The sequence below is a fragment of the Brevibacterium sp. CSND-B09 genome (assembly GCF_052906525.1).
Genome location: NZ_JBREGI010000001.1, coordinates 1,467,478 through 1,485,701 on the forward strand (window position 1 = coordinate 1,467,478; position 18,224 = coordinate 1,485,701).

At 64.5% G+C, this 18,224-nt stretch carries 15 protein-coding genes; 5 read left to right on the forward strand and 10 right to left on the reverse strand.

Going from position 1 to position 18,224, the window contains the following annotated elements:
* Positions 1 to 116: 116 nt before the first annotated feature.
* Positions 117 to 1,415 (forward strand): DUF1990 family protein, encoded by a 1,299-nt coding sequence (locus ACU4IU_RS06715; RefSeq protein WP_446656240.1) that lies wholly within the window; start codon positions 117 to 119, stop codon positions 1,413 to 1,415.
* 18 nt (positions 1,416 to 1,433) lie between these two features.
* Here the strand turns inward: ACU4IU_RS06715 and ACU4IU_RS06720 are convergent, their stop codons facing one another.
* Positions 1,434 to 2,330, reverse strand: coding sequence for a LysR family transcriptional regulator (locus ACU4IU_RS06720; RefSeq protein WP_446656241.1), 897 nt, complete (start codon positions 2,328 to 2,330; stop codon positions 1,434 to 1,436).
* Positions 2,331 to 2,547: 217 nt separating this feature from the next.
* On the opposite strand from ACU4IU_RS06720, the gene ACU4IU_RS06725 reads away from it, so the two are divergent.
* The 3 genes from ACU4IU_RS06725 (at position 2,548) to fabG (ending at position 5,943) form a co-directional block, all read left to right on the forward strand.
* A complete protein-coding gene (locus ACU4IU_RS06725; RefSeq protein WP_446656242.1) occupies positions 2,548 to 3,783 on the forward strand; it encodes a CaiB/BaiF CoA transferase family protein in 1,236 nt (411 codons plus the stop codon).
* Positions 3,784 to 3,875: 92 nt separating this feature from the next.
* Positions 3,876 to 5,039: an acyl-CoA dehydrogenase family protein gene (locus ACU4IU_RS06730; RefSeq protein ID WP_139470394.1), complete on the forward strand. Its 1,164-nt coding sequence runs from the start codon at positions 3,876 to 3,878 to the stop codon at positions 5,037 to 5,039.
* Positions 5,040 to 5,133: 94 nt separating this feature from the next.
* A complete protein-coding gene (gene fabG / locus ACU4IU_RS06735) occupies positions 5,134 to 5,943 on the forward strand; it encodes a 3-oxoacyl-ACP reductase FabG (protein ID WP_139470393.1) in 810 nt (269 codons plus the stop codon).
* Positions 5,944 to 6,173: 230 nt separating this feature from the next.
* On the opposite strand, the gene ACU4IU_RS06740 is transcribed toward fabG, so the two are convergent.
* Together ACU4IU_RS06740 and ACU4IU_RS06745 are read right to left on the reverse strand one after the other, a co-directional pair.
* Complete coding sequence (locus tag ACU4IU_RS06740; protein ID WP_446656243.1) at positions 6,174 to 7,487, reverse strand: acyltransferase family protein; 1,314 nt, start codon at positions 7,485 to 7,487, stop codon at positions 6,174 to 6,176.
* A gap of 148 nt (positions 7,488 to 7,635) precedes the next feature.
* Positions 7,636 to 9,513 carry an amidohydrolase gene (locus tag ACU4IU_RS06745; RefSeq protein ID WP_139470391.1) on the reverse strand — a complete coding sequence of 626 codons (1,878 nt, stop codon included), beginning with the start codon at positions 9,511 to 9,513 and terminating at the stop codon, positions 7,636 to 7,638.
* A gap of 180 nt (positions 9,514 to 9,693) precedes the next feature.
* On the opposite strand from ACU4IU_RS06745, the gene ACU4IU_RS06750 reads away from it, so the two are divergent.
* On the forward strand, positions 9,694 to 10,185 hold the full coding sequence (locus tag ACU4IU_RS06750) for a hypothetical protein (RefSeq protein WP_446656244.1): 492 nt from the start codon (positions 9,694 to 9,696) through the stop codon (positions 10,183 to 10,185).
* Between the two features lie 358 nt (positions 10,186 to 10,543).
* On the opposite strand, the gene ACU4IU_RS06755 is transcribed toward ACU4IU_RS06750, so the two are convergent.
* From ACU4IU_RS06755 to ACU4IU_RS06785, 7 genes are all read right to left on the reverse strand, one after another.
* Positions 10,544 to 11,602, reverse strand: a complete 1,059-nt coding sequence (locus tag ACU4IU_RS06755) for an RAP domain-containing protein (protein ID WP_139470389.1) — start codon at positions 11,600 to 11,602, stop codon at positions 10,544 to 10,546.
* A gap of 547 nt (positions 11,603 to 12,149) precedes the next feature.
* Positions 12,150 to 12,905 carry an iron ABC transporter ATP-binding protein gene (locus ACU4IU_RS06760; protein ID WP_139470388.1) on the reverse strand — a complete coding sequence of 252 codons (756 nt, stop codon included), beginning with the start codon at positions 12,903 to 12,905 and terminating at the stop codon, positions 12,150 to 12,152.
* On the reverse strand, positions 12,902 to 14,047 hold the full coding sequence (locus ACU4IU_RS06765) for an iron chelate uptake ABC transporter family permease subunit (RefSeq protein WP_139470387.1): 1,146 nt from the start codon (positions 14,045 to 14,047) through the stop codon (positions 12,902 to 12,904). The genes ACU4IU_RS06760 and ACU4IU_RS06765 overlap by 4 nt, the downstream gene beginning before the upstream one ends.
* Before the next feature lie 6 nt (positions 14,048 to 14,053).
* A complete protein-coding gene (locus ACU4IU_RS06770; protein ID WP_446656245.1) occupies positions 14,054 to 15,136 on the reverse strand; it encodes an ABC transporter permease in 1,083 nt (360 codons plus the stop codon).
* The gene (locus ACU4IU_RS06775; protein ID WP_139906744.1) at positions 15,136 to 16,125 is read right to left on the reverse strand and encodes a siderophore ABC transporter substrate-binding protein; all 990 of its coding nucleotides are present in this window, start codon (positions 16,123 to 16,125) and stop codon (positions 15,136 to 15,138) included. Before ACU4IU_RS06775 ends, ACU4IU_RS06770 begins: the two co-directional genes overlap by 1 nt.
* Positions 16,126 to 16,295: 170 nt before the next feature.
* On the reverse strand, positions 16,296 to 17,261 hold the full coding sequence (locus ACU4IU_RS06780; protein ID WP_446656246.1) for an inositol monophosphatase family protein: 966 nt from the start codon (positions 17,259 to 17,261) through the stop codon (positions 16,296 to 16,298).
* 503 nt (positions 17,262 to 17,764) lie between these two features.
* Positions 17,765 to 17,917, reverse strand: a complete 153-nt coding sequence (locus tag ACU4IU_RS06785; RefSeq protein ID WP_164742748.1) for a hypothetical protein — start codon at positions 17,915 to 17,917, stop codon at positions 17,765 to 17,767.
* Positions 17,918 to 18,224: the final 307 nt, after the last annotated feature.

Sequence of the window (18,224 nt, forward strand, 5' to 3'; positions counted from 1 at the left end):
GCGAATCACCCTGAAGCGAGCGTTCGTTCAGCGATCAGTTCTCATCGTAGGCCCAGCCGTTCGAAGATGACAAGGACTACGGCCATCGAACGAGAAAACTGAACGAGAATGGAGTCATGAATCATCTCGAGTTCCATCTCGACCTCGGCTTGGGCGATCAGTTCCCGCTCGCCCGCGAAGCGATCTTCTCCTGGACGCTGCAGGAACTCGCCGGCGTCGTCGTCCGCCCAGCTCGCCGAGCGGCCGAAGGTCAGATCGTCAGCCTGGGACTCAATCCAGTTTGGCCGACCTCGCCGAGGCGGCTGCGCGGTCGCGATCTGCTCGTGCCCGTGGGTTCGTGCGTCGTCACACGGGTGTTCGATGAGAAGGATCGCGCCGGTTTCACCTATCGCACCCTGCCGGGCCACCTCGAGAACGGTGAGGAGACTTTCCTCGTATCCATCGGCACTGACGGCCGCCTCGGCGTGACCATCAGCGCCGATTCCGTCCCAGCACTTCCTCTCCTCCGTCTGGGCGCTCCGGTGACCGTGGCGGCCCAGGAGTTGATGGCCCGGCGCTATGCCGAAGGGCTGAAGAGACAGCTCAGGACGGCCGAGCGAAGCCGCCGCGCACGCGCCCTCACGACAGCTTCGGCCCTGATCGGCCGAGAGCTGAGCTACAAAGAGACCCTTGCCGGCGGTCAGCACGCGCTGACCATAGCAGCCCGCGACGGAGACGCGGAGCTAGTCGTCCGCGCATTCCCCGCCGGCCATGATGCGGCGATCAGGGAAGCCGAGTTGCTGGACCGGCTGAGCCCGCTCGGTGATCTCGTCCCCCACCTCATCGCCCACAATGCCGACACCAACGATCCGGTCATCGTCACGACCCGTGCCCCGGGCTCACCACCGGATCCGGCGACGCCTCTGACCACCATCGCCCGCGAGATGGCCGCGGCACTGGTGCGCGTCCACGAACTCGACGGTACCGGCCTGCCTCAGACTCCGCAGTCCCCGCCGCCAGGAGACTCTGCCATCGCAATTCGCGCCCAGCGGGAGTGGGCGAACCTCGACCGCGACGAAGAGGTCCTCACGCACACCGATTTCTGGGCAGGCAATGCCTTGTGGACGGGCGGGCGCCTCACCGGAGTCGTCGACTGGTCGGGCGCGAGCCGCGGACCTCGCGGAGTCGACCTCGCTTGGTGCCGTCAAGATCTCGTGCTGCTCGGTTCCCCCGAGGCGGCCGCCGACTTTCTCGACGAGTACGAACGACTCCTCGGCCGCCGCATCCATGACATCCGCGCATGGGACGTCCAAGCCGCGGCACGTGCCCAAGATCGTGTCGAGACCTGGCTGCCGAACTACCACGGGATCGGCCTCACCGACATGACCGCCGAGGATCTCCGCCACCGCCTCGACACCTGGAACGAGCAGCTGTGAACCGGCCCGCCACCGCCATCATCCAACGGTCGGCAGGACCTCCTCGGCGAGGGTGAGCACCGCTTCCACGGAGGCCTTGCCGTGGTCGGCGCGGTGGGCGAGGTAGAGCTTCGTGGGCTCCTCGGGGATATCGAGGGGCACGGCCACGGTGCCGACCTCACGGGTGGCGGCGGACACCGAGTCGAAGGTGATCGAGATGCCGAGTCCGGCCGCGACCAGGGCTCCGATCGTCTGCGAATCCGGCGCGCTCTGGACTACGCGCGGTGCGAATCCCGCCTCGTGGCACAGCCGCAGCGTCGCCTCCCGCAACGTCGAGGAAGGATGCTCGGGCAGAGCGATGAAATCCTCGTCGGCAAGCTCGTTCACCCGCACCGAGGCGCGTCCCGCCAGACGATGACCCACCGGCAGGGCTGCCGAGAGACGCTCGACCATCACCGGCCGACCTGTGACCCCGGGTGGCCGCTTCGCCCACCTCACAAGCGCGAGGTCGAGCGAGCCGTCGACGAGGCGGGTGATCCCCTCCTCGGCGTAGACATCGGAGTGGAGCCCGAAGCTGACCCCCGGCCTGTGCGCGGTGGATGCAGTCACGAGCGCCGCGGCCAGTCTGCGCGATGACGAGTGGGCGAATCCGAACTCGATGTGCCCGGTCTGCCCGTCGGCGGCCCGGCGCACCGCCTCGGCGGCCAAGGTTCGGTACTCGATCATCTTCCGCGCCGGCTCCACCAGCGCCTCCCCCGCCGCGGTCAGCGCCACATTGCGGGTCGTGCGTCGGAACAGATCGACTCCGAGGTGGGCCTCGAGGGCGCGGATCGTACGGCTGAGCGGCGGCTGCAGCATTCCGAGCCGTTCGGCTGCACGACCGAAGTGCAGCTCTTCGGCGACTGCGAGGAACGCTTTGACCTGCTGAATCTCCATCGACTGCTCCTTTTCCGAATCCGTGCTGGAGCCTCTGCCGTTGCCCCGACCGACATCCCAGCCAATACCTGTTCCGATAATAATCCATGTACATTATTGCTGATCCTGTTATATGGTGGGACGGACCACGCGCCCGCTGCTCAAGCACGGGCCCAGAATGCCGAGCTCGACAGCACACAGCAGCGCCGGCGGCCCGACGAGAGGAAGACATTCGACGATGAAGCAGTCGACCACTTCTGAGCACCACGACAGCGGCTCCGGACGCGATCACCATCGGTCGCCTGCCCACGACCGCCTCGAGGAGTTCCTCCCCCGCGCCGGCTCGGGTCCCTTGTCGGGACAGATCGTCGTCGACTTCTCCCGCGTGCTGGCCGGACCGTACTCGACGATGATGCTCGCCGACCTCGGCGCCACCGTCATCAAGGTCGAAGGCCCCAAAGGCGATGACACCCGACACTGGGCACCACCGGTGCGCAACGAGGATGCCACCTACTATCTGTCGATCAACCGCAACAAATACGACATCGTCCTCGACTTCACCGACCCCGATGACCTCGCCACCGCACAGAAGCTCGCGGCCGAAGCCGATATCGTCGTCGAGAACTTCAAACCGGGCGGGTTGGCGAAGTACGGACTCGACTACGACAGCGTCTCCGCTGCCAACCCGACGGTCATCTATGCTTCGGTGACCGGCTTCGGGCCGCAGAACCCGCTGCCCGGATACGACCTCCTCATGCAGGCGCTGTCCGGCTTCATGTCGGTCACCGGCAGCCCCGACGGCTCGCCGTACCGCGCCGGCGTCGCCGTCTTCGACGTCATGACCGGTCTGCACACCACGATCGGCGTCCTCGCCGCGATCCAACACCGCACGCTCACCGGCGGGGGCCAGCTCGTCGAAACCAACCTCATGTCCTCGGCGATGTCCGGCCTGGCCAATCAGTCCGGTGCCTACGCGGCCGCAGGGGTGAATCCGACGCGGATGGGCAACGCCCACCCGAGCCTCTACCCCTACCAGCCGATGGCCGCGAAGTCCGGTGAGATCATCATCGCCGCGGCCAATGACGGCCAATTCCGGATCCTCGCCGAGGTGGTCGGACGCCCCGATTGGTGCGACGACGAACGATTCGCCCAGGCGAAGAACCGCAACGCCAACCGCGACTCCCTTGAGCCCGAACTTCTCGAGGCCCTCCAGGCTCACACCGCACAGGAATGGTTCGACAAGCTCTCAGCCGCGGGCCTGCCCTGCGCCCCGATCAACACGATCGCCGAAGGCGTCGAACACGCCAAGAGCCTCGGTTTGGAACCGGTCGTGGACACCGGCAGCGGCGACCGCATCATCCCGACCGTCCGCAACCCGATCACCCTGTCGAAGTCGCAGGTCTCCTACGACCTCGCTCCCCCAGAACTCGGAGCCGACTCCGATCAGGTCCGCGCCTGGCTCGACAGCCTCTAGATCGCACCGTTTCGGACTCACCCCGACCGAACCGCAATCCCGACACTTGCACGCAGACTTCTGCACAGCATCCACCTGAAGGAGACACAGCAATGGACAACTCAGAACTCGACGACATCCTGTCTGCCGTCCGAGAATTCGTCCGCGAGAAGGTCGTCCCCCTCGAGACCCAGGTCGAGGACGAGGACGCTTTCCCCGAGGCGATCATTAAAGAATCCGCCGAGATGGGACTCTTCGGCTGGGCCCTGCCCGAGGAGTACGGCGGCCTCGGCCTCAATGCCGAACAGGACGCACTGCTGGCCATGGAACTCGGCTACACGACCCCGTCGTTCCGCTCGCTGTTCGGCACGAACAACGGCATCGCCGGACAGGTGCTCGTCAACTACGGCACCGATGAGCAGAAATCCGAATGGCTGCCTCGACTGGCTTCCGGAGAGGTCGTCGCCTCCTTCGCCCTCACCGAATCCGAAGCCGGCTCCGACCCCTCGGGCCTGCGGACGAAGGCCACACGCGACGGTGATGACTACATCATCAACGGCTCCAAGCGGTTCATCACCAACGCCGAGGCGTCCGACGTCCTCATGGTCTTCGCCCGCACCGACCCGAATGCCACGGGCTCCAAGGGCATCTCCGTCTTCCTCGTGCCCACGAAGTCCGAAGGCGTGACCGTCGGCCCGCACGATCACAAGATGGGTCAGGCCGGCGCCTGGACCTCGGAGATCTTCTTCGACGACGTGCGCGTGCCTGCCGCCAACCTCATCGGCGGTGAGGAGGAGAAGGGCTTCTACGCCGCCATGGCCTCACTCAACAAGGGACGCCTGCACATCGCCGCGATCTGCGTCGGCCAGTCGATCCGCATCCTTGACGAATCGGTGCGCTTCGCCGCCGAGGCGAAGCAGGGCGGGGAACCGATCGCCCGATTCCAGCTCGTACAGGCGATGCTCGCGGACATCTACACCGACGTCGCCGCCGCAAAGGCCCTCGCCCTCTCAGCCGCACAGCGCTGGGACGCCGAGACCGATCGCAAGCTCGGCCCCTCCTCGGCGAAGCTCTTCGCCTCCGAAGCACTCGCCCGCATCGCCGACAAGGGCGTGCAGATCCAAGGTGGAATGGGCTATATGCGCGAGTCCGCGGTCGAGCGCTTCTACCGCCACGCACGCCTGTTCCGCATCTACGAAGGCACCTCCGAGGTCCAACGCGTCGTCGTCGCCAAGCAGCTGCTCAAAGGCGCGCACAAACCGCAGTTCAACCTCTGACGCAGGCCGCAGTATCCTGCACGCATAAGCGCAACGGCGGGCCGCCTCGGCGAGGTCCGGCTCCGCTTGGCCACAAAAGAACGAAAGGCATCCCATGACTGAATCCACGCCCGCGCATACCGGCATCACCGTCACCGAACTCGGCGGAGTCACCGCGATCCCCGGCCTGCTGGCCGGCAAGGTCGCCGTCGTCACCGGCGGCGGTCAAGGCCTCGGCCTGGCGATGGCGCGCAGCCTCGTCGACTCTGGCGCGAAGGTCGTACTCGCCGATATGAATGAGGAGACCCTGCAGGCGGCCGTGACAGAACTCGGCGGGGAGGGCGTGGCCACCGGCGTGGTGTGCAACGTCTCCGATCTCGAGGCCGTCGAGAAGCTCGCCGAGGCGGCCACGACCGCTTTCGGCGGCGTCGACATCTGGGTCAACAACGCCGGCATCACCCGCGATGCGACGATCCGGAAGATGACCGAGCAGCAGTTCGACGACGTCATCTCCGTGCACCTGCGCGGCACGTGGAACGGGCTCAAGGTCGCCACCGCACTCATGCGCGAGCAGGACCGCGGCGGATCGATCATCAACGTGTCTTCGATCAGCGGCAAGGTCGGCAACCCCGGTCAGTCGAACTACTCCGCGGCCAAGGCGGGCATCGTCGGCATGACGAAGGCCGTGGCCAAGGAGGTCGCATTCAAGAACATTCGCATCAACGCGATCCAGCCCGGCTTCATCAACACCGCCATGACCGCGGCCATGCCCCAGCACGCGATCGATTCGAAGCTCGCCGAGATCCCGCTCGGCCGTCCCGGCGAACCCGAGGAAGTCGCCTCGGTCGTGCTGTTCCTCGCCTCCGGGCTGTCGAGCTACCTCACCGGCACCGTCACCGAGATCTCCGGCGGCCGCAACATCTGACCAGGCAGAACCTCGCCGAGGCGACGCGCCGTTCGCGTCGTCCCCTCGCCGAGGCGACACGTCGTTCAGATCGGCCCGACGTCCCCGCGGGGACGTCGGGCCGATGTCGTTGGGTGGGGGCGTCCCGCGGGGACGTTTCAATGCAAGTTCCCGACCGCGTCAGTGCGGTTGGTTCTTTTACATCCCCGCGGGGACGTCCGGCTGTGACGGTCGGACCGCCTCGGCGAGGGTCAGTTCTCTGCGGTTCGCCGGCCGGGCAAGCGGACGACTCCGAAGGCGAACATACCGATGAGCGGCAGCAGCGGCCAGATCCAAGTGACCCCGTTGTCGTTGACCATCCCGGTATCGGCCATGATCGCCAGGCCGGCACAGATTGCGACAGACGCGGCGGTCGGCTTCCACACAGGCGGCGCGGGACGGTCGTCGGGCGCGGGTGTTTCGAAGCGGCCGAAGATCGCCACGAGCACTCCGGTGATGGCCAGCAGAGCGATGGCCCACAGCGGTCGGGTGGCCCACCAGATGCCGGTCAGCGGGGTGGGCAGCAGGGCTCGTGCGTCGAGGGCGATGAGGATATTGGCCAGGGCCGTCAGCGCGGTCAGGTGCCAGAGGAACCAGGTCATGATGCGCTGGTTGACCATGACGGTGAGGAACCACAGGCCCGGGCTGCGTAGGAGTTTCGCCAGTGGGCGCTGGAGCATGAGGACGATTCCGGCCTGCGCCATGCCGAGGAAGGCCATGGTCACGCGGGTCGGGGCCGAATTCGAGATCGCGTCAGTACCGGCGGTGATCATCGACACCGGGTACGGGCCGAGCCCGACGAGAAGCCCGAGGCCGACGGCGCCGATGACGAAGAGCAACAGGCAGCGTTTGATGTTGGAGAGTCGCCCGTCGAGCCAGGCGTAGCCGAACTGGTGGAAGCTCGCCCAGACGAGCAGGTAATTCGGGTATCCGGCGAGCTTGCTGTCGGCGGCGATGCTGATGATGTCGATGATCCCGGCCATGCCGATGCCGACGATGATCGACCACCAGCCCCACTTTTCCCACAGGATCAGGCACGGCGGGGCGACGATGACGACGAGCAGGTAGGCGGCGAGGAACCAGGTCGGCACCAGTGCCATCTGGGAAGCCAGCTGCACGGCGGCAGGCTCGGCACCAGCGGCTAAGGCGATGACGCAGGTGACCAACCAGGTCAGCAGCAGCGGGATGAGCGGCAGACCGAGTCGGCGCAGGCGCGCCCTCAGCCATTCGCCGTACCCGGTGTTCCGCCGCCTCGCCGAGCGCCACGACAGGGCGTTGGAGTATCCGCCGACGAGGAAGAAGATCGGCATCACCTGGAACACCCAGGTCAGCGGGTGCGTCCACCGGGCTTGGTCGAGAAGTCCGTGCGGGTTGATGCCGCCGGTGGCGCTGACGGCGATGATCGTCCAATGGCCGAGCACGACGACGGTGATCGCCGCGGCGCGCAGGAAGTCGACCTCGCGACTGCGAGAGTCCGGGGTCGCCTCATCGACCTTGCGGGCCTGGGCCAGAAACGAGCGGGGCATGCGGGGACGTCCTTGTCGGTTGGTCGAGGGAGCAGTTGGTCGAGGGAGCAGTTGGTCGAGGGAGCAGTTGGTCGAGGGAGCAGTTGGTCGAGGGAGCGGGCAGTGCGGGTCCCGCCCATCGCCGAGGTGGTCGACCGCCTCGGCGTGGTCAGGCGCGGTATTTCACCTCGCCGCCGACGACGGTGAGCGCGACTCGGGTATCGCGGATCGCCTCGGCGTGGGCGAACAGGGCTTCTTCGGAATCGTAGCCGAGGAGGCCGTCGCGCTCTGCCGCGGCGACCTCGGGATCGAGCCCTTCGGCCGCGCACGGATCGGTGTCGACGACGATGAAGTCGGCGTCCATGCCCGGCGCCAGATATCCGCGCCGGTCCTCGAGCCCGGCGGCGAAGGCCGGTCCCTGAGTGTGCAGGCGGATGGCCTCGACGGCACTCAGCCGACGGTGCGGCTGGAAGCTCGTCGTCGCGTCTCCGGAGATGTTCGCCCTGGTCATCGCCGCGTAGATCGCGGCGAACGGGTTGGCAGGTTCGACGGGCCCATCGGAGCCGAAGACCACTTGGGCACCCGCAGCGAGCAGATCCGGCCAAGCATAAGCGGCCAGCTGCGCGGATTCGTCGATGAGGTGGAGCAGGTGCAGGTCGGAGATGCAGTGGCGCGGCTGCATCGACGCGAGCACCTCGAGCTCGGCGAACCGGGCGACGTCGGCGGGTTGGATGAACTGGGCATGTTCGACGCGGTGACGCATGGGTCGGCCGAACTTCTCCTCCGCGGCCTTCGTCGTCTCCCGCAAGCGGTCGTAGACAGCGAGCACATGATGGTTCGCCTGATCGCCGATGGCGTGGATGGCCACGGATATTCCCGCCTCGGTGGCGATGTGTGCCTGGTCGAAGAGCTCGTCTTCGGTCATCTGCACGACACCGAAGTTCTCGTCCTCACCGTCGACTGCGGGAAACGCTGAGGACATGTGCGAGGTATGCGAGCCGAGCGCCCCGTCCGAGAACAGCTTCAGCCCACCGCATTGCAGCCAATCATCGCCGTCACCGGTGTGCCAGGCGGTTTCGATCGCCCACGGCACTTCGGGTGAACGCAGGAACAAGGTCACGCGCATGTCCTGGCGACCGGCCGCGTGCAGGTCGTTCCAGCCCAAGGTCGAGGCGATGCCGTCGAAGTCATGGATCCCGGTCAGCCCCTGTGACAGGAAGAGCTCCTGGGTGGCGGCGAGGCGTTCGACTTGGTCCTCGCGGCTGGGTTCGGGGATGAAGCGGGCGACGAGATCGGTGGCGTCTTCGCGTACGAGACCTGTGAGCTGACCGTTCTCGTCGCGGACGAAGCTGCCGCCGGAAGGGTCGGGGGTCGCCTCGTCGATGCCGGCGATCTCGAGAGCGTGGGCGTTGACCCACAAGGTGTGCAGATCGAGTGACCACATCGCCACCGGATGGTCGGGGACCTCGGCGTCGAGGAGCTCACGGTCAGGGTAGCTCGGGTCCTCCCACTTGTTGAGGTCCCACCCGGAGCCGACCACCCAGGTGCCCACCGGGAGGGAATCGGCGCGTTCGCGGATGGCGGCGACCGCCTCGGGCAGCGATTTCGTCTGAGACAGATCGAGGTCGGTCAGGGAGTCGGCGTACAGGATCGAGTGGATGTGGCCGTCGACGAATCCGGGCAGAATGACCTGCCCGCCGCAGTCGATCTCATCGATCTCGAGGCCGGGGATGACCGCAGTGGCACCGACCCCACCCGCCGAGGCGAGCGCCGCCGTCGTCGACGATTCCGCGGCGGCGATGTCGAGGAGTTCGGCCCGGGTGCCGATGGCCACGATGGTCTCCCCATCAACGAGGATCGCATCCGGGGCCGGCCGCGAGGGGTCGGAGGTGGGCGAGGGGTCGGAATCGGGGGCCGTTTCTGGGGCCGCTTCTGCGTTCGATCCGATCGGGTCGGATGCGATCGACGCAGGGGTGTTCGAGTCGGGGGCACTCGAGGCGGCTTGGGGTGCGAAAGTGCGCACCACGGCGTTGGAGAACAGACGCATGGACACCAGTCTAGAGCGGGTCCGGCGAAGGCGCTGAGCGTCCCGACCACCACCCCTTCTTGCTACCTGACGGCGGCCCAGATACCTCGCGCGAGGTTGCTGCGCCGCCGTCAGGTAGTAATTGGTGGGTGAAGGTGAGGGCGCGGCAGACGAATTTCTACGAGGAGTAGAATCGAAGGCATGACTCACTTCTTCAGCACCGATGACTCGCGGCTGGCGGCGAGCGCTCGGATCATCCTGCCCGCCATCTGGCTCGGACTCATCATCGGCATCTCGCTCATCGAGGCACCGCTGAAGTTCACCGCCCCCGGCATCACGATCCCGCTGGGGCTGGGCATCGGTCGGCTGGTGTTCGGAGTGATGAACTGGGTCGAGCTCGTCATCGCCGTGATCCTGCTGTGGTCGCTGCTGAAGTCGGGTGTCGATCGCGTCTATCGCAGTGTGGCATGCGGGCTCATCGGAGTGCTCATCATCAAGGTCGTCGTCATTCGGCCGCTGCTCAATCAGCGCACGGATGCCGTGCTCGCAGGTGTCGACGAGGGTGGGTCGTCCCTGCATCTGCTCTATATTGCCGCCGACGGACTGCTCATCGTAGGGCTGGTTGCCGCACTCGTGATGGCAGTGCGCCGTTGGGTATTGATCCGCCCGGCCGTCGCGGCAGACGACAGATAGAGGAGGCCGCTGGGTCGGCTCAGACCGAAACCGCAGCCGCCTTCCGCGCCCTCACCTGATCGAGGAAAGCTGAGAAGAGGATCCGACGGTCACGGACATCGGCGCCGTTCTCCTCCAGGTGCCACTCGAGGCCGCCGCACCGATTGGTGCTGGGCCGCGCCTTCACCGAGCACCGAGCACCGAGCACCGAGCACCGAGCACCGAGCACCGAGCCATGGCAACTCAGCGGCCTCTTCGGCGAACAATCGCCTTCTGATCAGGTCATCGGGATAAAACTCGATGCGCCACACAAAACTCGATACCCGACTGTACAAAACCCGATGGTTACCGGCACAAAAGTCGATGCGCGAACTCTACATCATTCGTCCGGGCTCCCGACCATCTGCTTCAGCTCCGGCACCTGTGTGAAGATCTTGTCCCGAAAGTCGTTGAGTCTGAGCACGTCGTCGAAACTCAGATGGATGACCTTATAGCCCAAGCTGAGAAGCCGATTGTGCTGTTCGCCTTCCCTCCGGATCAGCGAGGGACCCACCAGAGCGTATTTCTCACTTCCGTCGACCGCGAGGATCGTTCGTGCCTGTTCATTGAGAAAATCGACTCGAGCAATGAAGCCTCGGCTGTCTCGGACTTCGATCTGCTGTTCGAACCCCGTCAGGTTCAAAGCGATGAGGTTGAGTCGGCATTTGCTCTCGGCTGGGCTCTCAGAGAACGGCCCGATCGCATCAACCATCCGCTGCGCGGTGACCTGGCCCGATCGCATGCGAGCAACCGCAGGATAGAACGCCGTCTTGATGATCCGACGTGCCTCGGACTGAAACTTTTCTGTATACCCGGACCTCGGATTGAAGCCAGGGAAATGATCGGCCGTCGCCTGACGCAGTACCCATTCCAGTGCTGCAAAAGCTTCGTGTTGACCCGAAATCCGAATGAGGTCCAAGGCCGTCCTGATCGCCGAGGTGGCCGCAAGGTGACCGAATCGGACCTGATCCTCTGCGGGTACCTCATCCCGCACACGGATAATCTCCTTAGTGTGCGAATTGCTCCTTGGGTGTCTGACCGTGATCGCTTGCGATGCGTCCTTGTACAAAGGTATTCCGTGGAGGACAGCCGCCGATTTGCCAACGATCACGTCCTCTGGCCGGTACCAGCGGTAACTCTGAATGCGCAGCGCTCGGAGCTGGGTCTGATACCTGAAATCGCGCTTCAGGTCGGCTGGAGTTTTGCCGACGTGGAAACTGATCCAGTCGACGTCTCTGATAAATGCCGCAATCCGACTGTGGTCTTTCACTCCGCACTCACGGATCACCGAGTACACCCCGCGGCAGAGACGAATCAGACAACAATCCAGCGCGCTCTTGATCGTTTTGGAAGAGATGCCGGCGGCGGAGAACTCTTCACGATAGATCGTATTCTTCATCTGGCGAGTATCGGCATCAGCGAACTGCCGTTAGTACCCCTTGCGCTGAGGTTGTGGACAACGTTTCGTCGTCCACAAGTCAACGACGGTCGAGTCGAGATATTCTCCACAGGCCACCGATGAACGTCTCTGCACACGAATCCCTGAGAACTCGCAGATGCTGGGCACCGCTGAGACGGTTTAGCCCAGTTGAACCTATGAACGCGCCGACTGTCTGGATTCTCTAAAGGTGCCGAATGAGAAGGTACTCCACAGTGTCTGGTGCGCAAGTGAGCGCTCAGTCCACTGGAGCCCAAGTCTGGTGATCGGCTTTTGCACCATCCGCCATCGACTTACGGGCCATCTGTCATCGCCTTCTGATCGATGCATCTGGTTCGAACTCGATGGTTCGGTCAAAAGGCGATGAGCGCCCGAGAGTCGCCTCAAGTGGCTCCTCACCATCCCCATGCTTCCCGGAACGTACCCTCCGCCGGCCCCGCCGGCGGCATGACATCAGCGCAAAGGCAGAACTCACCCGCAGTCAGACGCCCCGGAGCCCGACCCGGACTCAGAAGTACACCGCAAGGGGGCCGCGGGGTCCGTCGATGACGTCGACTGGAGTGTCGAAGACACGTGAGAGCACCTCGCCGGTCATGATCTCCTCGGGCGCACCGAATTCGATGACGGCACCGTCTTTGACCGCACAGATGTGGTCTGCGTAGTGACCGGCGAAGTTGATGTCGTGGAGGACGATGACGATGGTCCTCCCCATCTCGGCGGCGGCCCGGCGCAGGTGCTGCATCATCTGCACCGATCGCTTCATATCGAGGTTGTTCAGCGGCTCATCGAGCAGCACGTAGTCGGTGTCCTGCGCCAGCACCATCGCCACATAGGCCCGTTGCCGCTGCCCGCCGGAGAGCTCGTCGATGAACCGATTCTCCAGCTCACCGAGCTCGAGGAAGTCGATCGCCTGCGAGATCACTTCCTCATCGGCGGTCGTCAGTCGACCTTTCGAATGGGGGAACCGTCCGAAGCCGACGAGCTGCCGGATCGTCAGCCGGGTGATGAAGTGGTTCTCCTGCCGCAGGATGGACACGATCTTCGCGAGATCCTTCGACTTCGTCGAGCTGACGTCATAACCGGCCACCGAGATCGCGCCGGAATCCATCCCGAGCAGCCGCCCGATCATCGTCAGCAGAGTCGACTTTCCGGCGCCGTTCGGCCCGACCAGAGCGGTGACTCCCCCGGCAGGGATCTGCAGATCGACGGGCCCGATCGAGACTTCGTCGGCGTAGGATTTGCGGACCGATTCGAGCGTGATCACAGGCGCCCCTTTCTCAGGATGACGAGCAGGAAGGCGCCGCCGCCGACGATCTCGATGATGATCGACACGACCCCCTCGGCGTAGAAGATGTTCTTCATGACGAAGTACGCCCCGCCGAGAACGACGAATCCAATGAGCGCGGCCATCGGGAAGAGGCGTTTGTGGTCGAAGGTGTCAGCGAACTGGTAGGCGAGCATTGCGACGAGGAAGCCGAGGAAGACCATCGGTCCGATCATCGAGACGGACACTGCCATGAGGATGGAGACGAAGAAGAGGACCTTGAGCAGTTCGCCCTTATAGTTGAGTCCCAGGTTGCTCGTCATGTCCCGTCCCAGGGCCACCACATTCAGGCGTGAGGAGCAGAGGTAGAGCCCGAGGCAGGCGAGCAGGCACAGCGGGATCGACACCGGCAGGTAGCTCGAATCCGAATTCGAGATCGACCCGAACAGTCGGGCGGAGAGGACGTCGAATTCGCTCGGGGTCAGCGTCCGCTGCATGAATGTCGCGACCGAGCCGAGTCCGCCGCCGATGACGACGCCGATGAGCAGCATGAGCGCCACCGAGGAATGCCGTCCCGACAGCAGCCACCCGTAGAGCGCCAGCGACAGCCCGACCATGAGCACGAGCTGGACGATGAAGGGCACTAGCCCCTTGAGTTCGACGATCGCGGTGACTCCGAAGAAGTACATCGCCGAGGTCTGGATCGCCACGTAGAGGGACTCGAATCCCATGATCGATGGGGTGATGATCCGGTTGTTCGTCACCGTTTGGAAGGCGACCGTGCCGAACGACTGACACAGTGCCACCAGGGCGATGACGACGAGGTTCGTCAGCCGCAGCTCGGCGATCAGCCAGAACCCCGGGTCGGTGATCGGCATCGGATTGTCCCAGGCCAGGATGCCCAGAGCGATCCCCGCCGAGGCGACCGCCAGCACGATGATCATCGTCCAGTAGCGACGCTGCGACCGTTTCGTCGGAAGCGGTCCCGACGACCGCTGAGCAGTCGCAGACCCTCGCCGAGGCGGCCGACCGTACCGTGCGCCCGCACCGGACCGGTCCCCGCCGTTCACGACGGTGGCCGCGGTCGGGTGGGCCGCCTCGGTGCCGGTCCCGGTCGATTCGGTTTCATCGTTTGCGCGCATCCGAGCTCACCCGACCTTTCGCTGACGCAGGAGCAGGGCGACGAACACGGCCGCGCCGACGACGCCGAGGATGAGGGAGACGGGCAGTTCGAAGGGCATGACGATGATCCTGCCGATGAGGTCGCAGATGGTGACGATCGCGATGCCGAGCAGACACACCCAGGGCAGGTTCGAGCGCAGGTCGTCGCCGCGGATGAGCGAGACGATGTTCGGCACGATGAGGCCGAGGAACGGCAGGTTGCCGACGACGACGGTGACCACTCCGGTCGCAATCGCCACGAACACGGTGCCCAGCAGCAGGATCTGGTTATAGTTGAGACCGACGTTGGTGGCGATCTCCTTGCCGAGCCCTGCCACGGTGAAGCGGTCGGCGAGGATGAAGATGGCGACGACGACGGCCGCGACGATCCACAGGGTCTCGTACTGGCCGCGCAGGATCGACGTGAAGCTGCCGGCGAACCAGATGCCCAGCGACTGCAGCATGTCCGTCTGCACCGCGATGAATGTCGAGACAGCGCCGACGACGGCGCCGAGCATGATGCCGACGATGGGCACGATGAGCGAGGATTTCAGGGACACACGGCGCAGGAAGACGAAGAAGACAAGGGTGCCGATGAACGCGGCGATGATCGCGCCGACCATTCGCGCGACGATCGAGGCATCGGGATAGACGATGACGGTGAGCATGAGGCCGAGCCCCGCCCATTCGGTGGTGCCGGTCGTCGTCGGCTCGACGAATCGGTTCTGGGTCAGCAGCTGCATGACCAGTCCGCACATCGCCATGGCGGCGCCCGCCAGGACGAGGGCGATCGTGCGCGGGATCCGCGTGATCTGGAACATCTCGGCCCCGCCCACACCGCCGAAGATGTCGTAGACGCCGGTGAGCAGCGAGAGCGCGAGGAGGATGGCGACCCCGACGATGCCCAACAGCAGGGGCCATCCGAACAGAGGTGCCTTCGCCGAGGCGGCCCCACGTGGGGACGGTTCCGACGTCCCGTTGAGGGACGGATCGACTGTTCCCTGTGGGGACTCAGCCGTCCGGTTGCGTCGGGCTTCGTTCCGACGTCGGGCCACCTCGGCGAGGGTCATCACTTCTGAGCTTCGAGCTTGTCGGCGAAGTCGTTGAAGAACTCGGTGTACGTCTGGATGCCTTCGTTGAGGTAGGTGTCCTCGGGGAAGTAGACGATCTTGTCGTCCTTGATCGCAGGAACGTCCCTAAGCGCTTCGGAGTCTTCGAGGACTTCGGCGGCCGGGGCCGAACCTTCGTCGCGTTCTTCAGGCGCGAAGGAGGCGTCGCGATCGAGGACGATCATGAGGTCGGGGTTCGACTTCGCGATGGCTTCGACGGAGACGTCGTCGCCCTGGTGGTCTTCGCTGCCCTCTTCGACCTCGAGGGCCGGGTCGAGGTCGAGGATGTCGAAGACAGGGCCGACGGTGCGGCCGACCGACGGTGCGGCATAGCCGATGTCGCCGGCCGAGGTGATCAGGCCCATGGCCGTGTCGTTGTCGTCGTAGGCCTTCTGGGCGCGCTCGATCGAGGCGTCGAAGTCGTCGACGAGCTTCTTCGCTTCATCCTGCTTTCCGAAGACCTCGCCGAGGACCTCGGTCTGGCGGCGCAGCTCGGCGTCGAAGTCCTCTTCGTCGCGGGGATCGAGTTCGAGCACGGTTGCTTCGGGGGCCAGCTTGGCCAGGTCGTCATGGAACTGGGCGAATCGCTGACCGTTGACGATGAGATCGGGCTTGGCCTCCACGACCTTCTCGAGGTCGGGTTCGCGGTGGCTGCCGAGGTCGAGGATGGAATCATCCTGCGTGTAGTCGAGGTCGTCGCTCATCAGGGAGACGGCGCCGCCGCTGAGTTCGATGCCCCAGTCGCTGAGCGTCTGGAACGTGCGGTTGTCGGTGGCGACAACGGACTTCGGCGGGGAGGCGACGGTCTGCTTGCCGTTGTTGTCCTCGACCTCGATCGTGGATCCGGAGTCTTCGGCCTGAGCCGAATCGGAGTCTGCCGAGCCGCAGCCGGCCAGAGTCAGAGCGACAACGCCTGCCAGGGCGCTCATTTGAAGGCGAGTCGAAACCATGGGGTCCCACTTTCAGGAATGTACGTATGAGAAAAACGTGTGCGCACACTGAAAGTAAGCTTAGCCTATGCTTTGAAAATAAAGTCAAAAAAGTATGACGTTATCTGCATCACATCTGAAGTGAGGGCTGGGTGGTCGTGTGATGGGGTGGTCGCGCGGTGGACCTCAGATCAGATGGCGGCGATGAGGCGGTCGACTTCTTCCTGAGTGTCGGCGGCGGCGGTCGGTCCGCCGGATCCTCCGCGACTGACCTTGAGTCCGGCCTCTTCGACGATGACTGCCCCACCGGCGTAGTCGTAGATGCCCAGTCCGCGTTCGGCGTAGCCGTTGACCCGACCTTCGGCGACCATGCACAGGTCGAGTGCCGCCGATCCGCAGCGGCGGATATCGTCGTAGCCGGTCATGAGGTCGTCGAGCTTGGCCAATTGGGCGCCGCGGTTGCTCAGGGCATAGGCGAATCCGGTGGCCAGGAGCCTGCCGGACAGCCCGGGCGGAGTCCCGTGCAGTCGTCGCGCCGGAACGGCGGAGCCGGCCTTGCGGTGGTCGGCCAAGCGTCCGTCGACCCGAAAGGCACCGCGACCGGCAGCTGCCAGCCATGTGGCATCCAATCCCGGCGAGGCGACGAGTCCGATCTGCCAGTCGCCGAGTCCGCGGCCGGCAGCTGCCTCAGCTGCGGCCGCACAGACTCCGACGGAGAACGCGTGGTGTTCGATGTTGCGGACATAGTTGACGGTGCCGTCGATCGGGTCGACATGCCATTCCAGACGCGGACCCTCGTCAGCAGCCTCGTTGAGTGCACCGACCTCCGAATCGAAAGCGTTGAGTTTGAGCAGGAAGTCCGCCGGGAAGAATTCGACCGGATCGAGGGCGTCCGAACCCTCTTCGCCGACCATGAGGTCATGGGGCCTGACTCGGTTGAGGTAGCCGCGCACAAGCGCCTCGATCTGCGCATCGGCGCGAGTGACGAGGTCATTCGGCGAGGTCTTCGTGTCGACGACACTGGCGTCGAGGCTCGCGCCGAGCAGCGGCCTCCAGGCGAGCATCTGTTCCCACGCGATGAGTGAGAGGTCGGAGGCGATGCGGATCAGAGAATGGTCGGCGATCTCAGCGGGCAGCGATTCGAGCTCGGAGTTCATACGGCCACTCTAGACAACCCTCTCCGCATCTCGCCCGAGTGTCCGCCGCCGGCCGGGAACCACTCAGATCCGCGACACGTGTAACAAGACTGCAATACACCGGCGAATATGTACTTCTTGTATCTAAGCTGTCCGAGGGGGTCGGGAACTCCGATTGCACGGCTTTTCCGCCGAACTGGAAACGCACCTGAGGTTGTCGCCAGGGAACTTCGGCATCTGATATTTCAGAAACAGTCGAAGAGTCGAATCGTGATGCGATTTCCGCACGCAGGGCAGAATCTTTCTGAAGGCTTTCTCAGCCCATCAGCCCTGTTGCCTCCGTTCATGCAATTCCCTGCTTCCGGCTCCGCGAAGATTCGGTCACGGAATCGTCAGAAAACGTCCATGAATCGCACAAGGGCGGTGATCCATATCGAGCATGGATCACCGCCCTGGTATCTGCGAGGGAAGTGCGAGCACAGAGGGGACCGGCAAATGTCGTTCTGCCCCTGTGTTCTCTGGGGTCAGGCGGGGTCGGCGACTCCGGCTTTCGGCTCGCTGCGCTTGACCGGTCCGTGCCTGCGCACGATCTCCTGAACGGCCTGCGAGGAGGTGCCGGCCGCCTCGGCGATCGCACCGAAGGTCGCGCCTTCTTCGCGGGCGCGCAGAATCGCCATCACATAGTCGGTGTTGATTTTCGAACGCTGCCGTGCGACCTTTCGGACGACTCCGACTAATGCAGTCTGATCAACTGTCAATTCACGAGCTCGACGAGACATGGTTTCTTCCCTTGCATTCATGTAGTGGCCCGTTGCCACGAATTGGTGTAGTCCCATTAGATACCACGAATATGTCAAGACGCCAAGAATTCCCGAATATAGGAACTCAGGCTACTGAGTAGCACCGTTCTGAGCACGTGAGATAACGAACGCATAACTTTCCCTGATCCTGGACGATGACTCTCGCTCGCCATCCCCGCCGTGG